Source organism: Tautonia plasticadhaerens (genome assembly GCF_007752535.1).
Lineage (GTDB): Bacteria > Planctomycetota > Planctomycetia > Isosphaerales > Isosphaeraceae > Tautonia > Tautonia plasticadhaerens.
Genome location: NZ_CP036426.1, coordinates 3,549,102 through 3,569,673 on the forward strand (window position 1 = coordinate 3,549,102; position 20,572 = coordinate 3,569,673).

Consider the following 20,572-nt stretch of genomic DNA (forward strand, 5'->3'; position numbering starts at 1 on the left):
GGTTCCGTGCTGGCACATTAAAGGTATTTGTCGATCATCGCTCAAAGCTCAATGGTGACACTTGTAGTGTCATCTGGAATAAGGGCCTCGCAACTGTGACCGTCAAACCCACTATTTATGGAGCTATACGCTGCCAACGCAACCTTATATGTTTTATTTGCCTGCAAATTAATTGCTCTGGTTATCATGTATCTTGTATTGTTGGCAGATCCACAGTTTGCTGGTGTTAATAGAATTGTGCCGGGATTGCCCAGCTCCACGATTTCGTCCCACTCGCCAGTACTGGGATTTAACCTTCCAAGGGCGAATCTAACGCATACCGCACATGTATCCGACATGGCGGACGCACAATCAAATTTGAGCGACGAGGTTCCCATAAAAGTGTATTTGCCATCCGGTTGAATCGTTGTAGTTCCACCCAATTCGGATGTAAAAGAAATATTAATAGCCGAGCATCCATAAATCCATTGAGCAATAGATTCATTAAGCGGGATGACTAAGAACAGAATGGCCATGTAGGTTCGCCATTGAATATTTGCGCATTTCATACCGCGTCCCTCTTTCCGGGCTGGGTTGATGAGGTGACGACCGCGTGCTGTGTGCTGCACGACCTACCGACATGACTGGTATCGATTATTTTGCTTGGCTCTAGCAGATTGTGCAAGCTTTTTTCTGCTTGTTACGGATTTTGGGGAGGGAGTCATGCGTCCAGCGGGTGGTCCGTTATAGTGGGGACCACGGATCAACTTCCTGTCGGTCCTCATCGATCGTGCAACCGCGGGTGGCCCGGACGACGTCCGCGTCGTCCGGGCGGCGAAGCTGCAGGAGGCTGGAGAGGCAGCCTTGCCCGTTCGATCGGCCGAGCTTGCCGGGCCGCCTCGTGTCGCTTCGCGACCCGGACGACGCGGACGTCGTCCGGGCCACCCCTCGACAGGCAACTCTTTCCCTGCGGGACAAGAGTGTCGTATTGTCGCGGGGATGAAGGTCGGCGAAGTCCTGAAGCGGCTCCATGACGACGGCTGGTACCTCGTCGTCACCCGAGGCGCCCACCGGCAGTACAAGCACCCGAACACGCCGGGCCGGGTCACGGTCTCCGGGAAGCCGAGCGACGAGGTTCCCCCGGGCACGCTCAACACCATCCTCAAGCAGGCCGGCCTGAAGCCGCAATGAGCCCCTCCATGAAGCGATACGCCATCGTCATCGAGAAGGCCGAGTCGAACTACGCCGCCTACGTCCCCGACCTGCCGGGCTGCATCGCCACCGGCGCGACGGTCCAGGAGACCGAGCGGCGGCTCCGAGAAGCCATCGAGTTGCACGTCGAGGGGATGCGGGAAGATGGCCAAACCATCCCCGACCCGTCCAGCCAGGTCGAATACCTGGAGATCGACGCGTGACCGCACGCCGCGAGGGCGGGTCGGTCAGTCGGCCCCTCCCGCCTCCACCCCCATGACGGCGCGGAAGGCGGGCTTGGGGGCGGCGTCTCGGTCGAAGAGCAGGGGGTACTCGGCGTGCTCCCAGGGGAAGTGGTTCAGCCAGCTCCGGCCGTCGTGCAGGTCCCAGAAGGTGACGCGGGCGATCGTGTCGGCGCGGTCGACGAAGAGGCGGAACAGCGCGGCGTACTGCTCGGCCTGGCGGTCGAGCAGCTCGGGGGGGCAGCCGTCGGCCAGGGGGTCGGTCCTGGCGATCTCCTCGCGGTGGGCGCCGCCGTCGGCCCACCAGCGGCCCCGGGGGACGACCCCGAGGTCCAGCTCGGAGACCATCACCTCCAGGCCGAGGGCCTCCAACTCGCCGAGCAGGGCGGCGATGTCGTCGAGCGGGATCCGATCGAGTTCCCAGTGCCCCTGGATGCCGACGGCCCCCAGCGGCACGCCCTGCGCGCGCAGCTCGCCGAGCAGGCGGAGCAGCTTCTCACGCTTGCCGGGCAGCTCGACGTTGTAGTCGTTGTAGACGAGCAGGGCGTCGGGGTCGGCCTCGTGGGCGGCGGCGAAGGCCTCGGCGATGAACCCGGGGCCGACGATCTCCAGCCAGCTCGACGGCCGGAGGTACGGCTCGCCGTCGTCGAGGGCCTCGTTGACCACGTCCCACGAGGCGACCCTGCCCCGGTATCGCGAAACGACCGTCCGGATGTGGTCCTTCATGCGACTCAGCACCAGCTCGCGGGAGGCCGGGCCGTCGCCGTCGCGGAAGAACCAGGGGGGCGTCCGCTCGTCCTTGGCCCAGACGAGCGTGTGGCCGACGACCTGCAGGCCGTGCCCCTGCGCGAAGTCGACCAGGGCGTCGGCCTCGTCGAAGCGGTACTCCCCCTCGACCGGCTGGATCGCGGTCATCTTCATGCAGTTCTCGGGCGTGACGCCGCCGAACTGGCCCAGGATCAGCCGACGCTCGGCCGGCGAATAGTCGTCCGGCACCCGCCCCCCCAGCGCCACGCCGACCACGAACCGATCGCCGAACTTCTCCCGCAAGGAGCCCGGCTCGGGCCCGCCCTCCTCGCCGTCGAGGGCGGCGGCGGGCCGGTCGGCCGTCGCGGCGAGCAGGGAAATCAGGGTGCAAGCAACGCGGAAACTCATGGGAATATCCAATCTGATGGACCAGCAGACCTCACGCCCCGTACCGCCAGCGTATCGGATCGCGAGAGGGCGGGGCAACCGCCGGTCCCGTCGGCGTCCCCGGATGCGCCCCGGGTCGGCCGGGGGCCATTTGCGGCGGGAGGGGCGGCCGTGCGAAGGTGTCGTCGGCCGACGGCCGGGCGGATGGGCCTGCCCCGACCGGAGGCCCCGAGCGGGCCGAGATGTGCAGGACGCCGCTCGGGATGACTGCGGATCGGGGGGAGGTCGGCCGATGCACCCGGGACTCGCGGCATTGTTCGAGGCCGATCGGCAGGACCACGAGGCCCCGAAGGTGGCCGGCACGCCGGGGTACGCCGAGATGAGGCGCCGGGACGCCGATCGGCGGGCCCGGGCGGCCGCCATCCTCCGCGACGAGGGGCCGGGCGCGCCGATCGACTGGTACCACGCCGCCTGGCTGTTCCACCACGGCGACTCGCCCGAGGAGGCCGAGGCCGCCTCCCGGCTCGCCGCCCGGGCGATGGACGCCGGCCATGCCCCGGCCCGGTGGCTCCACGCCGCGGCCACCGACCGCGGCCTCATGTCCAACGGCCTCCCCCAGCGGTTCGGCACCCAGATCGTGCCCGACGGCCGCCGGTACCGGGTCTGGGACACCGACCCCTCGACGACCGACGAGGAGCGGGCCGCCCTCGACGTCCCCCCGCTGGCCGAGCAGCACCGGAGGGCCGACGAGCAGACCGCTTCATGTCCGCAGCCCCCGATGGACCTCGCCCCGGCCTGGCTCAAGGACGCGATCGCACGCTGGGAGGGGTCCGGGAGAGCCTGACCCGGCCGGGATCTCGCGGACGTCGTCCGGGCCACCCGAGGCGCGACCTCGAGGGCCGTTGGGGGCGGTCCGGCTGCCGCTCGTCGCTGGCGGCCCCGGCCGGCGGGCGACCGGGGCCGCCCGCCGGCCGCTGTCGCCGCCGATCCACGCCCTACGACGATCATCATGAGCGAATCGGTTACGGGAGGCGAGATGTCGATGGGAGGGCGATCGCACGCCGGGGCGAGTGCCCCGGGGCCCGCCCGCGTCGATTCGAGTCGTCCGGGTCGCCCCGGGCGCCCGGGGCGAGGATCCCCTCCTCGGCCTCGGCGAGTCGGCCTCGCCCGCCTCCCGCGGCCCTCCGGTTCGTTCAGGAGCCGCGTATGGCCCGTGATCTGACCGCGGAGGCGCAGACGCTGCTCTCCGCACACACCGGGTTCCTGTCGGGCCCGGACACGCGATCGCTGGGGGCCCACCTCTCCCAGGTCGCCCTGACCCGGCCCGAGCTGGTCTACAACGTCCTCCTGCAGATCGAGTTCCGGGGATATCCGGGGCAAGTCCTGCTGGACACGACGCGGGCGATCGCGGACGCCCTCCACCCGGCCCAGTTGCTGCAGATGGCCCGCACGACCCGGGTGGGGAAGATCCTGCTCGTCCGGATGAGCCAGATCCTGAAGACCCCCTCGCTGGCCGACCTGGCCCGGAACTGCAAGGTCTGGGAGGCGTTGACCGGCCCCCCCGCGCCGGTCGAGCTGTCCCAGGAGGTGATGGACTTCTACGCCCGCCTGAACGGGCAGGCCGCCCGCGTGGTGACCTTCCGGCCGGAGGTCCGCTGGGAGCTGCCCCGCAGCGGCCCCGGCTACGAGACCTACAACCGAAACGACCTCAAGCGGGGGACCGACGCCTACGGCTACGACCAGGTCGGCACGAGGGGGACCGTGGAGGCGGTGCTCCGGCTCGCCCGGGAGTGGCTCCGCGCCCATCCCGACCGGCCGCTCCAGGTCGGCGACATCAGCCGGCCGGGGGGGATCGACACGCCCGATCACCTCGGCCACGAGGCCGGCAAGAACGTCGACCTGCGGCCCCTGCGCAAGGACTCCCTGACCGGAGACGGGGCCCGGCTGACCTACCGAGATCGGGACGCCTACGACCCGGACCTCACCAGGGAGTTCATCCGGCTCGCGAGGAGGCTGCACCCCGGCCTCTCGGTCCGGTTCAACGACCCCGCCATCAGCGGCGACGCCGAGTTCAAGGCGTTCGTCAGGAAGGACGGCGGCGGCGGCAAGGTGCACGACAACCACCTGCACCTGGATTTCCCCTGATCGCGGGCGGCCCGGGCCTCGCCCGCGCCTCCCGGGCGGCGCAGCCGCAGGAGGCCGGGGAGACGCCCTTGCCGGCCCGATCGGCCGGGCGTGCCGGGCCGCCTCTCGTCGCTGCGCGCCCCGGACGACGCGGACGTCGCCCGGGCCGCCCCGCCGCGGGACGTTGATGCTCGCCCGCTGCCCATCTCGCCCCTTCTCAGCCAGGCCCCCGGGCTGCGAGCCGGGCGGCCTCAGCCGCCGGATCGCCCGGCGGCCTGGGAGCGGATCCACTCGACGGCGGCGTCCAGCGCCGGGTCGCCGCCCTGGAGCAGGGCGTCCCGGGCGGGGGGGGCGGGCTGGTCGGGCTCGACGCCGGAGCCTTCCAGGGCCTCGCCGTCGGCGGAGATGTAGTTGGCGAAGGCGTACTGAAAGCCGTCGCCGTTGGGCAGCTTCACCACCACCGAGGGCAACGCCGCGCCCGCCGTCCGGGTGCCGAAAATCCGGGCCCGGCCCAGGTCCTGCAGGCCCCCGGCGAAGATCTCCGAGGTCGAGGCCGAGCAGCCGTCGACCAGCACCGCCACCGGGCCGTCGAAGGTCCGGGGGCGGGGGAAGACGACGAAGTTCAGGTCCGTGTCCCTCGTCGACATCGTGCCGAGCCGCTGACCGGCCTCGCCGAAGAGCCAGCCGCAGATGCCCATCGCCATCGCGCCGATCCCGCCGGGGTTGCCCCGCAGGTCGAGCACCAGGCCCGGGGCGTCGAGGTGGCCGGTGATCGCCTCGCCGATCTTCGGGATCAGCCCCGCGGGGTCGAAGAAGGCGCTCCAGTGGACGTACGGGATCTCGTCGTCGATCACCCGGGATTCGAAGTAGACCTGCATCGGCGGCAGGTTGCCGAACCGGGCAGTCGTCCCCCGGGGCTTCGCCAGGGTGATCGTCTTCTCGACGGAGTTCCCGTCGCCGTCCCGGAAGGTGGCGGTGCGCTCCGAGCCGACCGGCCCCCCCAGCCTCCGCTCGACGGCCCGGGAGGCGTACAGGTCGTACTGGGTCGAGTCCTCGAACGCCTCGACCACCTTCTCCAGGACCGGGCCGACCGGCTTGCCCTCGACCGCCTCGACCACCCAGCCGGGCTTGATCCCGATCTCCTCGGCGGGCGACCCGGGCTCGACGAGCACCACGAGCGCCTCGCCGTCGACGGCCCGGACGTGCAGCCCGGCCTGGCCGTCGCCGCGGTCGGTGTCCTCGTCGCCGTCGATCGCGTCGTAGACCGAGCTGGGGATGATGCCGAAGTGCGACTGGTTCAGCCGCTTGATCATCTCCTGCATCGCCCCCCGGGCCTCGTCCATCGAGCCCGCCTCGGCCACCTTCGGGCGCAGCTCCTCGCGGACGGCCGGCCAGTCGACGCCGTTGAGGTCCGGGTCGAAGTGCTTGTCCCGGATCGTCTCCCAGACCGCGTCGAACGACTCCAGGTTCAGCCGGACCTGCTCCTCGGAGAGTTTGGCCTCGGCCTTCGCCTTCGCCTCGGTCGCGCCGGAGGCGGCCTCGACGGCGGGCTCCTGCGCCGTCGCCGCCAGGGTCGGCGCCGCCGCCAGCGTCATCGCGGCGAGCAGGCGGAACGATCGGGTCTTCCAGCTCATGGGGTTCGGGTCCTTCGCTCGGAGGGATGGGATGCGGGGCGTCCGGGTCCGGACGGTCCATTGTACTTCGCCGGGCCCCGGGAGATCTTCCGCAGCTCCCGGGGCGGGGCGAATCGAGGGATCTCACGCAGGGCCGCGGGGGCGCGGAGAAGGTGAGGGACCGAGCCGGCGGAACGACGGCCTCCCTCGCGATCACCTCCTGCCCCGCGCCCCCGCGGCCCTGCGTGGGATCCGCCCGTCTCGCCCCTCCCGTCCCGATCCGTCATAATCGACGATCACCCTCCCGCCCCGGACCACTGGAGCCGCCCATGCCTCGCCTCCGATCCGCCCTCCTGCCGCTCCTGCTGCTGATCCCTTCCGCGAGAGGCCAGGAGGCGATCGGCCCCGACGCGCCGATGACCGCCGAGGCGGCCGAGGCGCTCGGCGCGTTCCTCGACCGGGAGGTGGAGCGGAAGGGGATCCCGGCCCTCTCGATCGCGCTCGTCTCCGGCGACCGGGTCGTCTGGGCCCGGGGCTTCGGCGAGGCGAGGCCCGGCGAGCCGGCGACGGCCGAGACGGCCTACCGGGTCGGCTCGGTCTCGAAGCTGTTCACCGACCTGGCCGCGATGCAGCTCGTCGAGCGGGGCGAGCTCGACCTCGACGCCCCGATCGCCGACGCCCTCCCCGGGCTGGACATCCCCGGGCCGTTCGAGGCCCCGATCACGCTCCGGCACCTGATGTCCCACCGCGCCGGGATCGTCCGGGAGCCCCCCGTCGGCCACTACTTCGACCCCTCCGGCCCGACCCTGGCCGAGACGGTTTTGAGCCTGGTCCGGACGACCCGGCTGCTGGAGCTGGGCTCGAAGACCAAGTACTCCAACGCCGGCCTCGGCGTCGTCGGCCTGGCCGTCGAGCGGGCCTCGGGCAGGCCCTTCGCCGAGGTCATCCGATCGGGCCTGCTGGGGCCCCTGGGCATGGCCTCCAGCGACTTCGAGGCGACGCCCGTCGTCGAATCGAAGCTCGCCGACGCGATCATGTGGACCTACGACGGCCGGACCTTCCCCGCCCCCGACTTCCCCCTCGGCTACGCCCCGGCCGGCGGCCTGATGGCCTCGATGCCCGACCTCGGCCGCTTCCTGGTCGCGCTCCTCGACGAGGGCAGGGGCCCCGGCGGCCCGATCGTCGGGCCGGAGACGCTCGAACAGATGCTCGAACCCCAGTTCGACGACTCCGGCCGGTTCGGCCTCGGCTTCGCCCTGGGGGACTGGAAGGGCCGCCGACGGTTCGGCCACGGCGGGGCCGTCTACGGCTTCGCCACCGAGCTGGTCGCCCTGCCCGACGAGCGGCTCGGCGTGGCCGTCTCCGCCTCCCGGGACTGCGTCGACCTCGGCCCGATCGCCGACCTCGCGCTGGAGACCCTGCTGGCCCTCGAGGACGGCGAGCCCCTCCCCGAGTTCCCCCGCACCGAACCGCTGCCCGACGGCCTCTCCCGGGAACTCCGGGGCCGGTACGCCCCCGAGGGGGAGGACGACCGGGTCATCGAGCTGGTCGACGTCGACGGCCGGCTCCTGCTGATGTCCCCCCGGGGCGGGGAGCTTCCGGAGCTGCGGTCCCCCGCCGAGGGCGACCCGGACACCCTGGTCGTCGACGGCCCGATCGCCTCCCACGGCCCGACGATCGCCCTCGAAGCCGGCGGCGAGGACGACGACGCCAAATCCCTCATCGTCGGCGAGACCACCTTCCGCCGCCTGCCCGACGACTCGCCCCCGCCCCCCGCGCCGGAGGAGTGGCTCGGCCTGATCGGCGAGTACGGGTGGGATCATAACGTCCTGTACATCCTCGAACGCGAGGGGGACCTCTACGCCCTCGTCGAGTGGTTCTACCTCTACCCGCTCGCGCCGACCGACGAGCCCGACACCTTCGCCTTCCCCGACTTCGGCCTCTACCACGACGAGACGCTCGCCTTCGACCGCGACGACTCCGGCCGGGCCTCCCGGGCCGTGCTCGGCGGCAGCGTGGTGTTCGACCGCCGGCCGATCGACGGCGAGGACGGCTCCACCTTCCGGGTCGACCCGCTCCGCCCCGTCTCCGAGGTCCGGCCCGAGGCCCTCGCCGCCTCCCCCCCGCACGAAGGCGGCGACCTCCGGGAGCCCGACCTCGTCGACCTCACCGCGCTCGACCCGTCGATCCGGCTCGACGTCCGATACGCCACCGACGACAACTTCCTCGGCACCCCGTTCTACACCTCCGCCCGGGCCTTGATGCAGCGTCCCGCCGCCGAGGCCGTCGTCCGGGCCCACCAGGCCCTCGAACCCTACGGCCTCGGCCTGCTCGTCCACGACGCCTACCGCCCCTGGTACGTCACCAAGATGTTCTACGACGCCACGCCCCCGGAATCCCGGGGCTTCGTGGCGAATCCCCGGAGCGGCTCGAAGCACAACCGGGGCTGCGCCGTCGACCTGACCCTCTGCGACCGAGCCACCGGGGAGCCGATCCGAATGGTCGCCGGCTACGACGAGTTCTCCGAACGGGCCGGCGCCTTCTACCCCGGCGGCACCTCCCGGCAGCGTTGGTACCGGGCCCTGCTCCGGGACGCGATGGAGGACCAGGGGTTCGACGTCATCGACAACGAATGGTGGCATTTCGATTACAAGGACTGGCGCTCCTACCCCCTGGGCAACCAGCCCTTCGAGGCCATCGACGCCGACCTCGACGCCCCGCAGCGCCCCTGAGCCGCCCTCCGCCCGAGCCCCCTCCGACCCTCGCCCCCGTCCTCGGGGGAGAGGGTGGGCGAAGCCCGGGTGAGGGGGGCCGGATGAGGAAGGCCCTGTGTCCCGGTCGCCGACCCCTCACCCCAACCCTCTCCCCGCTCGCGGGGAGAGGGAGCAGCCGACCGCCCCCAGCAGGCCCGACACCCTCCCCCCATGCGCACCGAAGACTTCGACTTCCACCTGCCCGACGACCTCATCGCCCAGCACCCGAACGACCGCCGGGATCGGTCCCGGCTGATGGTCGTCCGCCGGGACACCGGGGCGATCGAGCATCGCGTCTTCGACGAGCTGCCGGGGCTGCTCCGGGCCGGCGACCTGCTGGTCCGGAACGACTCCCGGGTGGTCCCCGCCCGCTTGCTCGGCCGTCGGGAGGAGACCGGGGGGCGCTGGGAGGGGCTCTACCTCTCCGAGCGGCCGGGGGGCGCCTGGGAGCTGATGGCCCAGACCCGGGGACGCCCGCAACCGGGAGAGGCGATCGTCCTCGACGGCGGCCTCCGCCTGGAACTGGTCGAGCGGCTCGGCGGCGGCCACTGGCTCGCCCGGCCGCTCGACCCGAGGCCCTCGCTGGAGCTGCTCGACGCCTTCGGCCACGTCCCGCTTCCCCCCTACATCTACAGGGACGGGGGCGGAGACGACCCGACCGACCGCGAGCGCTACCAGACCGTCTACGCCCGATCCCCCGGCTCGGTCGCCGCGCCGACGGCGGGCCTGCACTTCACCCCCGAGGTCTTCGACCGGCTCGACGAGCGGGGGGTCGGCGTCGCCGACGTGACCCTCCACGTCGGCCCGGGCACCTTCCGGCCCATCAAGGCCGACCGCATCGAGGACCACCAGCTCCACGCCGAATGGGCCGCCCTCACCCCCGACGTGGCCGGCCGGCTGAACTCGGCCCGGCCCTCCGGGGGCCGGGTCGTCGCCGTCGGCACCACCGCGACCCGGGTCCTGGAGACCTGCGTCGACCCCTCGGGCACCTTCCGCCCCTTCACCGGCCAGACGAGCATCTACCTCCGCCCCGGCGTCCCCGTCCGGGGCGTCGACGCCCTGGTCACCAACTTCCACCTGCCCCGGAGCAGCCTGCTCGTCCTCGTCTCCGCGCTCGCCGGCGTCGACCTCGTCCGGGAGGCCTACGCCGAGGCCGTCCGCCGCCGCTACCGCTTCTACAGCTTCGGCGACGCCATGCTGATCCTCTGAGCCGAGGCCTCGAGCGATCGCACACGCTTCTTGAGGCCGGGTGGCCGGGGTCCAGCCAACCCAGGATCACATGAACACAGTCGGCGCACGACGGCCCGGCCGGCCGGGGAGATCCCCGGCCGGCCGGAGCCGGCGTTGACATCGGGAGCCCGTGCATCGGGCCGGATCGGCCCCGGCCCGGTCGGGCTCAGAACTGGTCGGCGGAGACGACCTCGCCGCCGGCCCGGGTGGTGATCGCCTGCCAGACGGGGACCCGGGACCCGGGCACCACGGAGAAGGTCCGGTTGCCGTCGACGTTGTACTGGACGTTGACCGGGTCGGAGGTCGCGGTGTTGATCGCCCAGCTCTCGATCGTGTCCTTGATGAACCGCACCGAGCCGTCGGCGAAGGCGACGTTGACGCCCCCGGGGTGGTAGCTCGACGGGTTCATGCCGATGGCGTTGACGACCACCGTCCCGATCGGCTTGTTCTCGGCGTTGGGCGGGTAGTACGACTCGACCAGGGTGTCGAAGTAGTACCCGGAGTTCCACCAGTTGTACTCGGTCAGGTAGGCGTCGGCCTGGGTCACCCGGCCCGTCCGGCGGAGGAAGTCGGCCCCCTTGGCGTGCGCCCGCTCGGCGAAGATCACGGTGTTGCTCGTGCCGTCCCGGATCGCGCCGATGGTCACGGCGCTGTGCCCGAAGATCAGGCCGTTCATGTTGGACCGCCGCTGGGCGAAGGTCGAGTCGGGCGTGCGGACCCGGAGGCTCCACATCCCCTGCATGCCGCCGTAGCTGGTGAACGACTGCTGGAAGCCCCCCGCGGCGGGCACGCCGTAGGAGGCGGCGTTGATCGCCACGTTGTCGACGTTGTTGTCGCTCGGGCAGATGAAGGTCCTCACCTGCACGCCGGCGGCGGTGACGTTGGCCGAGACGAGGTAGGACAGGTCCCAGTTGATCGAGTTGTAGATGTTCTGCTGCTCGACGAACGGGGCGAGCCGCGCGAAGACGCTGTAATTCTCCCGGCCCACGGTGGTCCCCGCCGGGGGCAGCAGCGTGACGTAGCCGGGCGGGAGCGTCTTGTTGGCGTCCTCGTAGTTCATCGCGGCCAGGGCCAACTGCTTCAGGTTGTTGGTGCACTGGGCGCGCCGGGCGGCCTCCCGGGCCGCCTGGACCGCGGGCAGGAGCAGGGCGATCAGCACGCCGATGATGGCGATGACGACGAGCAGCTCGATCAGCGTGAAGCCGAGGGCCCGGGCCGGGCCCCGGCCGCTTCGATGGGTCTTCAAGGCAGGAATCCTCTCGGGGTGGAGTTCGGAGGTGAGGTCACAGGGGGGGAGATCGATGGAGAGGGGCCTCCCGGGGGAGGATCGACCGCCGAGGGGAGGGGGGGCGAGGGTCGGCCTCAGCGTTCCCCCGCCTCCAGCACCTCCCGCTGCGCGGCCCCCTCCCCCTCGGCGGGGCCGGAAGGGGCCGGGGCCGGCGCGTCGGCGACCGGCTCGGAGGAGCAGCCGATCGGCAGGGTCACGATGAAGGTCGCGGCGACGGCCGCGAACGCGGCCCGGCGGGCCAGGGACCGGAGGGATGTCGATCGCATCGGGTGGTGGTACCCTACCTGGGGAAATGGGGACGGGATGAGGACGAATCGATCGGGCCGACGCCGCGCCCGGCGGGCACCCTCGGCCGTCGCCGACTCGCGGGACGATCGCCCCGCCGGGGGCGACGGCCGACGCCCGGCGGGCCGAACGACAACGAATCTCGCATCCATGCTTCACCAGGGGCACGCCCGCACCAGGGCCGTCCCCGGATCGATTAGACCCGGCCCGCACGCCCCCTGTCCAGCGCAATCCCGGTCCCGTCCTCCCGATCGGGCGCCGCGGGGGGCCTCCCCGGAGCCCTCCCCGATGCGACCGCCCCCCCCGATGCCCGACGCCTTCGACGACGCTCGTCGCCGATTCCGGGCCGCCGCCGAGGAAGCCGGCGCCCTCCTGCACCGCTGGCCCGTCGGCCCCGAGTCGGACGACCTGGCGATCGAGGCCGCCCGGCTCGGCCCCGAGGACGCCCCGGGCCTGGTGGTCGTCTCCTCCGGCCTGCACGGGGTGGAAGGCCCGCTCGGCTCGGCGGTGCAGTCGAGCTGGCTGGAAGGGCCGGGCCCTCGGGCGCTCCCCGGGGGGGTGGCGGTGCTGCTGCTGCACGCGCTCAACCCGTTCGGCTTCCGGCACTCCCGGCGGTTCGACGCCTCGAACGTGGATCTCAACCGCAACTTCCTCCCCCCCGGCGAGGCCTACCGGGGCCACCCCCCGCTCTACGCCCGACTTGACCCGATGCTCAACCCCCCGGGCCCCCCCGGGCGGCTCGACGCGATCGGCTTCCCGGCCCGGGCCGCCTGGGCCCAGCTCCGGTTCGGCGCCGAGGCGGTCAAGCAGGCCGTCGCCGGGGGCCAGTACGACTTCCCCCGGGGCCTCTTCTTCGGCGGGCACGCCCCCTCCGAGGCGTTTCTCCTGCTGGACCGGCACCTCCCCGGCCTGGTCGGGCCGGCCCGGTCGGTCGTCCACCTCGACTTCCACACCGGGCTCGGCCCCAGGGGCTCCTACGTCCTGCTCGTCGACGGGCCGGCCGACTCCCCCTCCACCGCCCGGCTCTCCCGGGCCTTCGGACCCGACCGGATCGAGTCGCACGCCCCCGGCGGCACCTCCTACCACATCCGGGGGAACTTCGGCGTCTGGTGCTCCCGACGGCTCGGCGGCCCCGGCCGGTCCTACGACTACACCTGCGCCGAGTTCGGCACGTATCCCGGCCCGGTCGTGATCGGCGCCCTCCGGGAGGAGAACAGGGCCCACCACCACTGCCCCCCCGGCTCCCCCGCCTTGCTCCGGGCCCGGGCCCGGCTCCGGGAGTCCTTCATCCCCGCCGCCCCCCCCTGGCGCTCCTGGGCCCTGGCCGAGGGCCTCGGCCTGGTCGCCCGGGCCGTCTCCCACCTCGCCACCGCCCCGGCTCCAGCCGACCCAGCCCCGGATCCGGAATCCGGGCGGATCGGGTGACTGAAACGGCCCCCGGCCTCGATACTACTGTCGGGGACCCGTCACACCCGACGCCCTCCCCGAGCGGGGAGCAGGCAACCATCTCCGACCCTCGCCCCCGTCTTCGGGGGAGAGGGTGGCCGGAGGCCGGGTGAGGGGGGATCGGGCGATCCTCGACGCCTCGCATCCGGGCCGAGGTCCCCCCGGGGTCTCGGGAGCCCGGGACGGGAACACCCCGGAGGGATCGACGGAGCGAACCCATTTTCTCCCGAAATGTTCTTTCCCAATCAGGACTTACGCCGATCGCCCCGGGCGCACCGGCCGCCGCCCGCCCCGTCCCTTCCCTCTGCATCGGACGCGCTTCGCCCGAGCAAAAACGAACCCAACCGCCAGGATGGCGGCTCGCGACGCCGCGTGACGAACAAAGCCACCTGCCGGATTGGCAGCCTTGGTCACCACCACGACGGCCCCTCCCGGCCGGGCTTCTCGCCGCCGAGTTCGACGGAGCGAACCCAATTGGATCCCGGATCTCATTCCAGGATAATCACTTGCGCCATCGGCCCTCGGCGCACCGGCCGAGACGGGCCGGGGGAGGGCCCCTGGATGCACCCCCGGATGGCCGCACCCGAGGGCAGGGGGCTGATTGCCCACCGGGGTTCCGGTAAGCTGGGTCGTCCGCCGAAGCTGCATCGAGACGCAACCGAGAGGAGCCTCCATGCCGATGCCCCTGGACCCGTCCCCCCGGACGATCGCGGCGGCGGTCGTCGCCCTCTCCGCCCTCATCCTCGACGTCCCCCCGGCCGTCGCCCAGGGGCCCGGGCCGATCCGGCTGGCCGAGGACCCGGCCGTCTCCCCCGACGGCGAGACGATCGCCTTCTCCTGGGCCGGCGACCTCTGGTCCGTCCCGGCCGGGGGGGGGACCGCCCGGCGCCTGACCGTCCACCCCGGCCTCGACGCCGAGCCCGCCTTCTCCCCCGACGGCGAGACGATCGCCTTCGTCGCCGACCGGGGGGAGGGCCGGCAGGTCTACCGGATGCCCGCCGAGGGGGGGGCCCCGGTCCCCCTGACCGCGCATAGCGAGGGATATCGCCTGGAGGGCTGGTTCCCCGACGGCGAGTCCCTGCTGGTCAACGCCTCCCGGGACCACTTCTGGAGGCACGCCGAGCGCTTCTTCCGGATCGACGCCGACGAGCGGTCCGCCGACGAACTGCTGTTCGACGCCTACGGCGCCGACGGCTCCCTCTCCCCCGACGGCAAGCGGCTGCTGTTCACCCGGGAGGGGGTCGCCTGGTGGCGGAAGGGCTACCGGGGGTCGCAGGCGAGCCAGATCTGGGAGGTCGACCTCGACTCGGGGGAGTACACCCGGCTCCTCGACCCCGAGACCGGCGCCCGATCGCCGCTCTGGAAGCCGGACGGCTCGGGCTTCTACTACGTCGGCGTCCGCGACGGCGCCTTCAACCTGATCGAGCACGACCCGGGGTCGGGCGAGGACCGGCCCCTGACCCGCTTCGAGGACGACTCGGTCGTCATGCCCGCCCTCTCGAAGGACGGCAAGACCCTGGTCTTCCGGCACCTGTTCGACCTCTACCGGATCGACCCCACCGCCGACCGCCCGGGCCCGACGAGGCTGGAGGTCGTCCACGAGGCCGAGGCGATGGTCCCCCCGGTGGCCCGGGAGACCCTGGAGCGGGCCGAGGACGTGGCCTTCTCCGACGACGGCCTGGAGCTCGCCTTCATCGCCGGCGGCGACCTCTGGGTGATGGACACCGTGCTCCGGGAGCCGGTCCGGGTGACCGACACCCCCGAGGAGGAGCGGTCCCCCGCCTTCTCGCCCGACGGCGACTCCATCCTCTTCATCAGCGACGCCGAGGGCCAGTGCGACCTCTGGCGGGCCACTCGCGAGGACGCCGACCGGTTCTGGTGGCAGAACGACGGGTTCGACCTGGACCGGGTGACCGAGGACGCCGCCGTCGAGTCCCGGCCGCTCTGGAGCCCCGAGGGGTCGAGCGTCGCCTTCGTGAAGGGGAACGGCGACCTCTGGGTCATGGACGCCGACGGCTCCGACCCCCGCCTCCTGCTCGAAGGCTGGAGCCCCCCCGAGTACTGCTGGTCCCCCGACGGCCGGTGGATCGCCTTCGCCCGGGACGACGACGAGTTCAACGCCGACGTCTGGATCCTGCCCCTCGACGGCTCCCGGGAGCCCTCCAACGTCTCCGAGCATCCGTTCAACGACGGCGACCCCGCCTGGTCCCCCGACGGCAAGATCCTCGCCTTCGCCGGCGAGCGGGGGTCCGACGGCGAGGTCGACGTCCACTTCGTCTACCTCCGGCGCGAGGACGACGAGCTCGGCCGACGGGACCGAACCATCGAGGAGGCCATCGAGAAGATCAAGAAGGCCCGGAAGGAGGGCGGCAAGGGGGACGGCAACGGCCCCTCCGCCCCCAAATCCTCGCCCTTCGAGCCCGACGGCGACGAGCCCGAGGACGAGCCGGCGGAGGACGAGGACGAGGACGACGACGGCAACGAGGAGGAGGACGAGGACGAGACGCCCGTCGTCGAGATCGACTTCGAGGACCTGCACGAGCGCGTCCGACGGGTCTCGATCCCCGACTCCCGGGAGTCCGGCCTGTTCTGGTCCCCCGACTCCGAGAAACTGGCCTTCCGGGCCTCGGTCGACGGCCAGGACGGCACCTACACGATCAAGCCCCCCGACGAGCTGGAGCCGAAGCGGCTGACCCCCGAGACGATCGCCGGGGCCCGGTGGCTGGACGAGGGGAACCAGGTCGTCGGCAGCCTCGGCGGCGTGCCGGCCAGCGTCTCGGGCTCGGGGGGGTCGGTGACCCGATATCCCTTCGCCGCCCGGCAGGAGTACGACCGACGGGCCAAGTACCGGGCCGCCTTCGACCTGGCCTGGCGGACCATGAGGGATCGCTGGTATGACGAGGCCCTGAACAACCGGAACTGGGACGCCATCCGCCGCAAGTACATCGACGTGGCCGCCTCGAGCGCGGATCTCGGCATGTTCTCCCAGGTGGTCCGGCTCATGCTCGGCGAGCTGAACGGCTCCCACCTCGGCTTCTCCCCGTCGGGCGAGGACGGCATCGAGCCGGTCGAGGGGGACTGGGGCATCGAAACCGCCCACCTCGGCCTCCGGTTCGACCCCGGGCACGCCGGGCCGGGCCTGGAGGTCCGGGACGTCCTGCCCGGCGGCCCGGCCGACCAGATCCGCTGGAAGATCGAGCCGGGGGAGCTGGTCGTCCGGATCGACGGCGAGGCCGTCGACCCCGACATGGACCTGACCGCCCTACTCAACGGCCCGCTCGACCGGGACGTCTCGCTGGTCGTCCGGGATACCGACGGCGAGGACCGGACCGTCACCCTCCGGCCCATCTCCTTCGGCCAGGCCCGGAGCCTGCTCTACGACAAGTGGGTCGAGGACAACCGGGAGGCGGTCGAGGAGGCCGGCGACGGCACCCTCGGCTACCTGCACATCCGGGCGATGAACGGCTCCAGCTTCGACCGGTTCCAGGAGGAGCTGTACTCGGCCGCCGCCGGCAAGGAAGGGCTGGTCATCGACGTCCGGGAGAACGGCGGCGGCTCGACCGCCGACCTGCTGCTCACCGCCCTGACGCAGCCGGCCCACGCCGTCACCGTCCCCCGGGGGGGAGGCCCCGGCTATCCCCAGGACCGCAAGGTCTTCGCCTCCTGGACCCGGCCGATCGCGGTCCTCTGCAACCAGAACAGCTTCAGCAACGCCGAGATCTTCAGCCACGCCGTCAAGACCCTCGGCCGCGGGACGCTCGTCGGCGTCACCACCGCCGGGGGGGTGATCAGCACCGGGGGCACCTCGATCATGGACGTCGGCTTCCTCCGCCTGCCCTTCCGGGGCTGGTTCGTGATCGGCACCGGGGAGGACATGGAACTCAACGGCGCCGAGCCCGACGTCGAGATCTGGCCCGAGCCCGGCGAGTGGCCCTCGGGGGAGGACCGCCAGCGCTCCGAGGCGATCGACCGGCTCGAGCAGGCCGTCTCCCGGGCGAAGGACCAAGTGCGACCCGACCTCCGCAAGGCCAGCGACCGGCGCTGAGCTCCCCGGCCGGCCGAATGCCGCCGAAGGAGGCTGGAGGAGCGACGACGAATTTCGGAGGATAGCGAGGCCCCGGGCCTTCCCCGGCCCGGTCGGCCCCCCCGGCATCCGGCATCCGGCCGTCTCCCGAAGTCTCCTATGACCCGTCCCGCCGCCCGAATCTCCCGAAAGGCAACGACCCGATGATCGCCAAGATCGGCCCCATGACGCTCCGCCCGACGATCGCCCCGGCCCTGGCCCTGGGGCTGCTCGCCCTCGCCGGCGCCTCCTCCCCCGCGCAGGACGACCCGCCGAAGGCCGAGGAGCTGCTGTCGAAGTACATCGAGGCCACCGGGGGCGCCGAGGCGTACAAGGCGCTCAGCTCCCGCAAGGCCACCGGCACGATCGAGTTCGCCGGGGCCGGCCTGAAGGGCTCGCTGGAGCTGATGCAGCAGGCGCCCGACAAGATGAAGACGGTCCTGGAGCTGGAGGGCGTCGGCACCTTCGTCCAGGGCACCGACGGCACCACCGCCTACGAGATCAACCCCATCAGCGGGGAGCGGACGCTGGAGGGGGCCGAGAAGGCCGCCTTCCTCCGAGAGGCCGCCTTCTACGCCGACCTGGACTGGCAGGACTACTACACCAAGGCCGAGACCACCGGCACCGAGGAGGTCGAGGGCTCGACGTGCTTCGTCGTCGAGATGACCCCCAAGGAGGGGGCCCCCGAGACCCGATACTTCGACGCCGACTCCGGCCTGCTGGTCAAGACCAAGCGGGTCGTCCAGACGCCGATGGGGGAGATCCCCGTCGAGTCGTTCCTGGGAGACTACAAGGAGGTCGACGGCATCACGATGCCGTTCTCGAGCACCGAGAAGCTCGTCGGCCAGGAGGTCAAGACGACGATCGAGGCGGTCGAACACGGCGTCGACTTCCCCGAAGGGACCTTCGCCGTGCCCGACTCGCTCCAGAAGTGAGCCGGTGGGCCGGGCCCCCGACCCGGGCCGATCGGGGGCGGCCCCCGACCCGAGAACCGTCCTCCTCGCCCCACCCCGCCCCCGATCGCCGGGGCGGGGCAGGGGAGGCGGGGCCGCCCGGCCGACCGCCCGGGCCCCTTCCGTCCCTCCGACATCGCGACCGGCACGGGAGTTGAATGGTCAAGTCCCCGTGCCCCCGCCCGAGGCGCGTGCAGGGCAGTCCGCCCGGGGTCGGGCGATGTCCGAGGCCGGCAGGAGTGCCCACCAATGACCTTCCGAGAAACCCTGGAGCAGCACCTTCGGGCCCTCAAGGAACGCGACCTCGACGCCCTGATCGCCACGCTCCCCGACGACGAGCTGACCCAGATCTCGGCCGACGGCCGCCTCGTCCGATCGGTCGACGAGTTCGTCCGCCGCCACCGGGACTGGTTCTCCTCCCCCTCCTGGACGCTGGAGACCCGGCTGGAGGAGCTGACCGAGGCCGACGCCCTCGGCCTGGCCGTCGTCCACCTGACCTGCCGGGACGAGCCCCCCGACGGCGACCGGGTCGTCACCCAGGGCTTCCTGACCCTCGCCTTCGCCCGGCAGGACGACCGCTGGGTCATGTTCCACGACCAGACCACCCCGACCCGACCCCGGACCGACCCCGCCGGCTGACCCGCCCGCCCTCCCGGGGCCTCCCCCGGCGGCCGGGTCGGACCGACCCGACCGTCCGAACCGCCCGAGCGAGGCCCGACCATGCCCAGGGAGCAGACGGGGAGCCTCTTCGGCGAGCCCGAGGAGCGGCCCGATCCGGCCGGGCCCCGGCCCGAGACGCCCCCCAACCCCTCGGCGCCGCTGGCCGACCGGATGAGGCCCCGGTCGCTCGACGAGTTCGTCGGCCAGGAGCACCTGATCGGCCCCGGCAAGCTGCTCCGGAGGCTGGTCGAGGGGTCCGGCCGGATCCCGTCGATGATCCTCTGGGGCCCCCCCGGCTCGGGCAAGACCACCCTGGCCCGGCTGCTCTCGACCCGGGACCGGACCCGGTTCGAGCCGGTCTCGGCCGTGCTCTCCGGCGTGAAGGAGCTGAGGGAGGCGATCGCCCGGGCCCGGGAGGCCCGCCGGCACTTCATCCACACCCTCCTGTTCGTCGACGAGATCCACCGCTTCAACAAGGCCCAGCAGGACGCCCTGCTGCCGAGCGTCGAGGACGGCACCGTCACCCTCGTCGGCGCGACCACCGAGAACCCGTCGTTCGAGGTCAACGCCGCGCTGCTCTCCCGGTGCCGGACGGTGGTCCTCCACCCCCTGGACGAGGGGACGATCGCCTCCCTGCTCCGGAGGGCGTTGGAGGACGGGGAGCGCGGGCTGGCGACGCTGCTCCCCGAGGTGCCCGAGGCCGAGCTGGGCCGGCTGGCCCGGTCCTCCGGGGGGGACGTCCGGGTGGCCCTCTCGGCCCTGGAGGCGGCGGTGCTCTCGAGCCCCCCGGGGGAGGACGGCCGGAGGGTCGTCGACGAGGCGACCGTCGTCGAGGCGCTCGGCCGCTCCCGGTACTCCTACGACAAGGGGGGGGAGGACCACTACAACCTGGCCTCGGCCCTGATCAAGAGCCTGAGGAACTCCGACGCCGACGCCGGGCTCTACTGGCTGGCCCGCCTGATCGGGGGGGGGGCCGACCCGGTCTTCATCGCCCGGAGGCTCTGCATCCTCGCCTCGGAGGACGTCGGCCTGGCCGACCCGATGGCGATGGTCCAGGCGAGCTCGGCGGCCGAGATCACCCGGCTGATCGGCCTGCCCGAGGCGCTCTACCCGCTGGCCCAGGCGACGATCTACCTGGCCCGGGCCCCCAAATCGGACCTGGTGAAGCGGGCCTACCACGCCGCCTCGGCCGACGCCGACGAGACCGCCCGGGAGCCGGTCCCCCTGCACCTGCGCAACGCCGTCACCCCGACGATGAAGGCCGCCGGCTACGGCCGGGGCTACCGGTACGCCCACGACGACCCGGCCGCCCGGGAGGAGATGTCCTGCCTGCCGGACCGGCTCCGGGGCCGATCGTACCTCGACGACCCCGGAGCGGGCCCGGGCCCGTCGGGGTCGGCCGAGGAACCGGGCGACCCCTGACCCCGGGCGGCCGGGCTCCGACGCCCCGGGCCCCCGGGCCCCGGATCGGGACACGCTCGACGCCCCCGCCTCGTTTCGAGGCGTGCCGACGAGTCGGAGGGGCGCCGTCGGAGACGGGGGCCGGCCCGGGGCCCGGGAGGGCACCGGCGCCCCCCCCGCGACGACGCCACCCCGGGTCGATCCGGCCGG

Annotated in this window: 16 protein-coding genes; 11 read left to right on the plus strand and 5 right to left on the minus strand. The window is 72.3% G+C overall.

Annotation, left to right across the window (positions count from 1 at the left end; all coding sequences use genetic code 11):
• Nucleotides 1-41: 41 nt before the first annotated feature.
• Nucleotides 42-515, minus strand: a complete 474-nt coding sequence (locus ElP_RS14145) for a hypothetical protein (RefSeq protein ID WP_145270306.1) — start codon at nt 513-515, stop codon at nt 42-44.
• Nucleotides 516-978: 463 nt separating this feature from the next.
• On the opposite strand from ElP_RS14145, the gene ElP_RS14150 reads away from it, so the two are divergent.
• Complete coding sequence (locus tag ElP_RS14150; RefSeq protein ID WP_145270308.1) at nt 979-1,170, plus strand: type II toxin-antitoxin system HicA family toxin; 192 nt, start codon at nt 979-981, stop codon at nt 1,168-1,170.
• An 8-nt stretch (nt 1,171-1,178) separates the two neighbouring features.
• Nucleotides 1,179-1,394, plus strand: coding sequence for a type II toxin-antitoxin system HicB family antitoxin (locus ElP_RS14155; protein ID WP_145270310.1), 216 nt, complete (start codon nt 1,179-1,181; stop codon nt 1,392-1,394).
• Between the two features lie 24 nt (nt 1,395-1,418).
• Here the strand turns inward: ElP_RS14155 and ElP_RS38050 are convergent, their stop codons facing one another.
• Entirely contained in the window at nt 1,419-2,567 is a 1,149-nt protein-coding gene (locus ElP_RS38050) for an endo-1,4-beta-xylanase (protein WP_197446978.1), read from the minus strand.
• A 271-nt stretch (nt 2,568-2,838) separates the two neighbouring features.
• On the opposite strand from ElP_RS38050, the gene ElP_RS38055 reads away from it, so the two are divergent.
• Together ElP_RS38055 and ElP_RS38060 are read left to right on the plus strand one after the other, a co-directional pair.
• Complete coding sequence (locus ElP_RS38055; protein ID WP_197446979.1) at nt 2,839-3,390, plus strand: hypothetical protein; 552 nt, start codon at nt 2,839-2,841, stop codon at nt 3,388-3,390.
• A gap of 362 nt (nt 3,391-3,752) precedes the next feature.
• Entirely contained in the window at nt 3,753-4,691 is a 939-nt protein-coding gene (locus ElP_RS38060) for a hypothetical protein (RefSeq protein WP_197446980.1), read from the plus strand.
• Between the two features lie 230 nt (nt 4,692-4,921).
• Here the strand turns inward: ElP_RS38060 and ElP_RS14170 are convergent, their stop codons facing one another.
• On the minus strand, nt 4,922-6,304 hold the full coding sequence (locus ElP_RS14170) for a S41 family peptidase (RefSeq protein ID WP_145270313.1): 1,383 nt from the start codon (nt 6,302-6,304) through the stop codon (nt 4,922-4,924).
• 308 nt (nt 6,305-6,612) lie between these two features.
• On the opposite strand from ElP_RS14170, the gene ElP_RS14175 reads away from it, so the two are divergent.
• Nucleotides 6,613-9,015 carry a serine hydrolase gene (locus ElP_RS14175; RefSeq protein WP_145270315.1) on the plus strand — a complete coding sequence of 801 codons (2,403 nt, stop codon included), beginning with the start codon at nt 6,613-6,615 and terminating at the stop codon, nt 9,013-9,015.
• Nucleotides 9,016-9,207: 192 nt separating this feature from the next.
• Nucleotides 9,208-10,245 carry a tRNA preQ1(34) S-adenosylmethionine ribosyltransferase-isomerase QueA gene (queA, locus tag ElP_RS14180; protein ID WP_145270317.1) on the plus strand — a complete coding sequence of 346 codons (1,038 nt, stop codon included), beginning with the start codon at nt 9,208-9,210 and terminating at the stop codon, nt 10,243-10,245.
• Nucleotides 10,246-10,432: 187 nt separating this feature from the next.
• Here queA and ElP_RS14185 read toward each other — a convergent pair whose 3' ends face one another.
• Together ElP_RS14185 and ElP_RS38065 are read right to left on the minus strand one after the other, a co-directional pair.
• Nucleotides 10,433-11,512 (minus strand): DUF1559 domain-containing protein, encoded by a 1,080-nt coding sequence (locus tag ElP_RS14185; protein WP_145270319.1) that lies wholly within the window; start codon nt 11,510-11,512, stop codon nt 10,433-10,435.
• A gap of 116 nt (nt 11,513-11,628) precedes the next feature.
• Nucleotides 11,629-11,820, minus strand: coding sequence for a hypothetical protein (locus tag ElP_RS38065; protein WP_197446981.1), 192 nt, complete (start codon nt 11,818-11,820; stop codon nt 11,629-11,631).
• 307 nt (nt 11,821-12,127) lie between these two features.
• Between ElP_RS38065 and ElP_RS38070 the strand changes: the two genes are divergently transcribed.
• The 5 genes from ElP_RS38070 (at nt 12,128) to ElP_RS14210 (ending at nt 20,383) form a co-directional block, all read left to right on the plus strand.
• The gene (locus tag ElP_RS38070) at nt 12,128-13,264 is read left to right on the plus strand and encodes a M14 family metallopeptidase (protein WP_197446982.1); all 1,137 of its coding nucleotides are present in this window, start codon (nt 12,128-12,130) and stop codon (nt 13,262-13,264) included.
• A 694-nt stretch (nt 13,265-13,958) separates the two neighbouring features.
• On the plus strand, nt 13,959-17,330 hold the full coding sequence (locus tag ElP_RS14195) for a S41 family peptidase (RefSeq protein ID WP_145270323.1): 3,372 nt from the start codon (nt 13,959-13,961) through the stop codon (nt 17,328-17,330).
• 182 nt (nt 17,331-17,512) lie between these two features.
• Nucleotides 17,513-18,283 carry a LolA-like protein gene (locus ElP_RS14200; RefSeq protein WP_145270324.1) on the plus strand — a complete coding sequence of 257 codons (771 nt, stop codon included), beginning with the start codon at nt 17,513-17,515 and terminating at the stop codon, nt 18,281-18,283.
• A 267-nt stretch (nt 18,284-18,550) separates the two neighbouring features.
• Complete coding sequence (locus ElP_RS14205; RefSeq protein WP_145270326.1) at nt 18,551-18,940, plus strand: YybH family protein; 390 nt, start codon at nt 18,551-18,553, stop codon at nt 18,938-18,940.
• 81 nt (nt 18,941-19,021) lie between these two features.
• Nucleotides 19,022-20,383 carry a replication-associated recombination protein A gene (locus tag ElP_RS14210; protein WP_145270328.1) on the plus strand — a complete coding sequence of 454 codons (1,362 nt, stop codon included), beginning with the start codon at nt 19,022-19,024 and terminating at the stop codon, nt 20,381-20,383.
• The last annotated feature ends 189 nt before the right edge of the window (nt 20,384-20,572 follow it).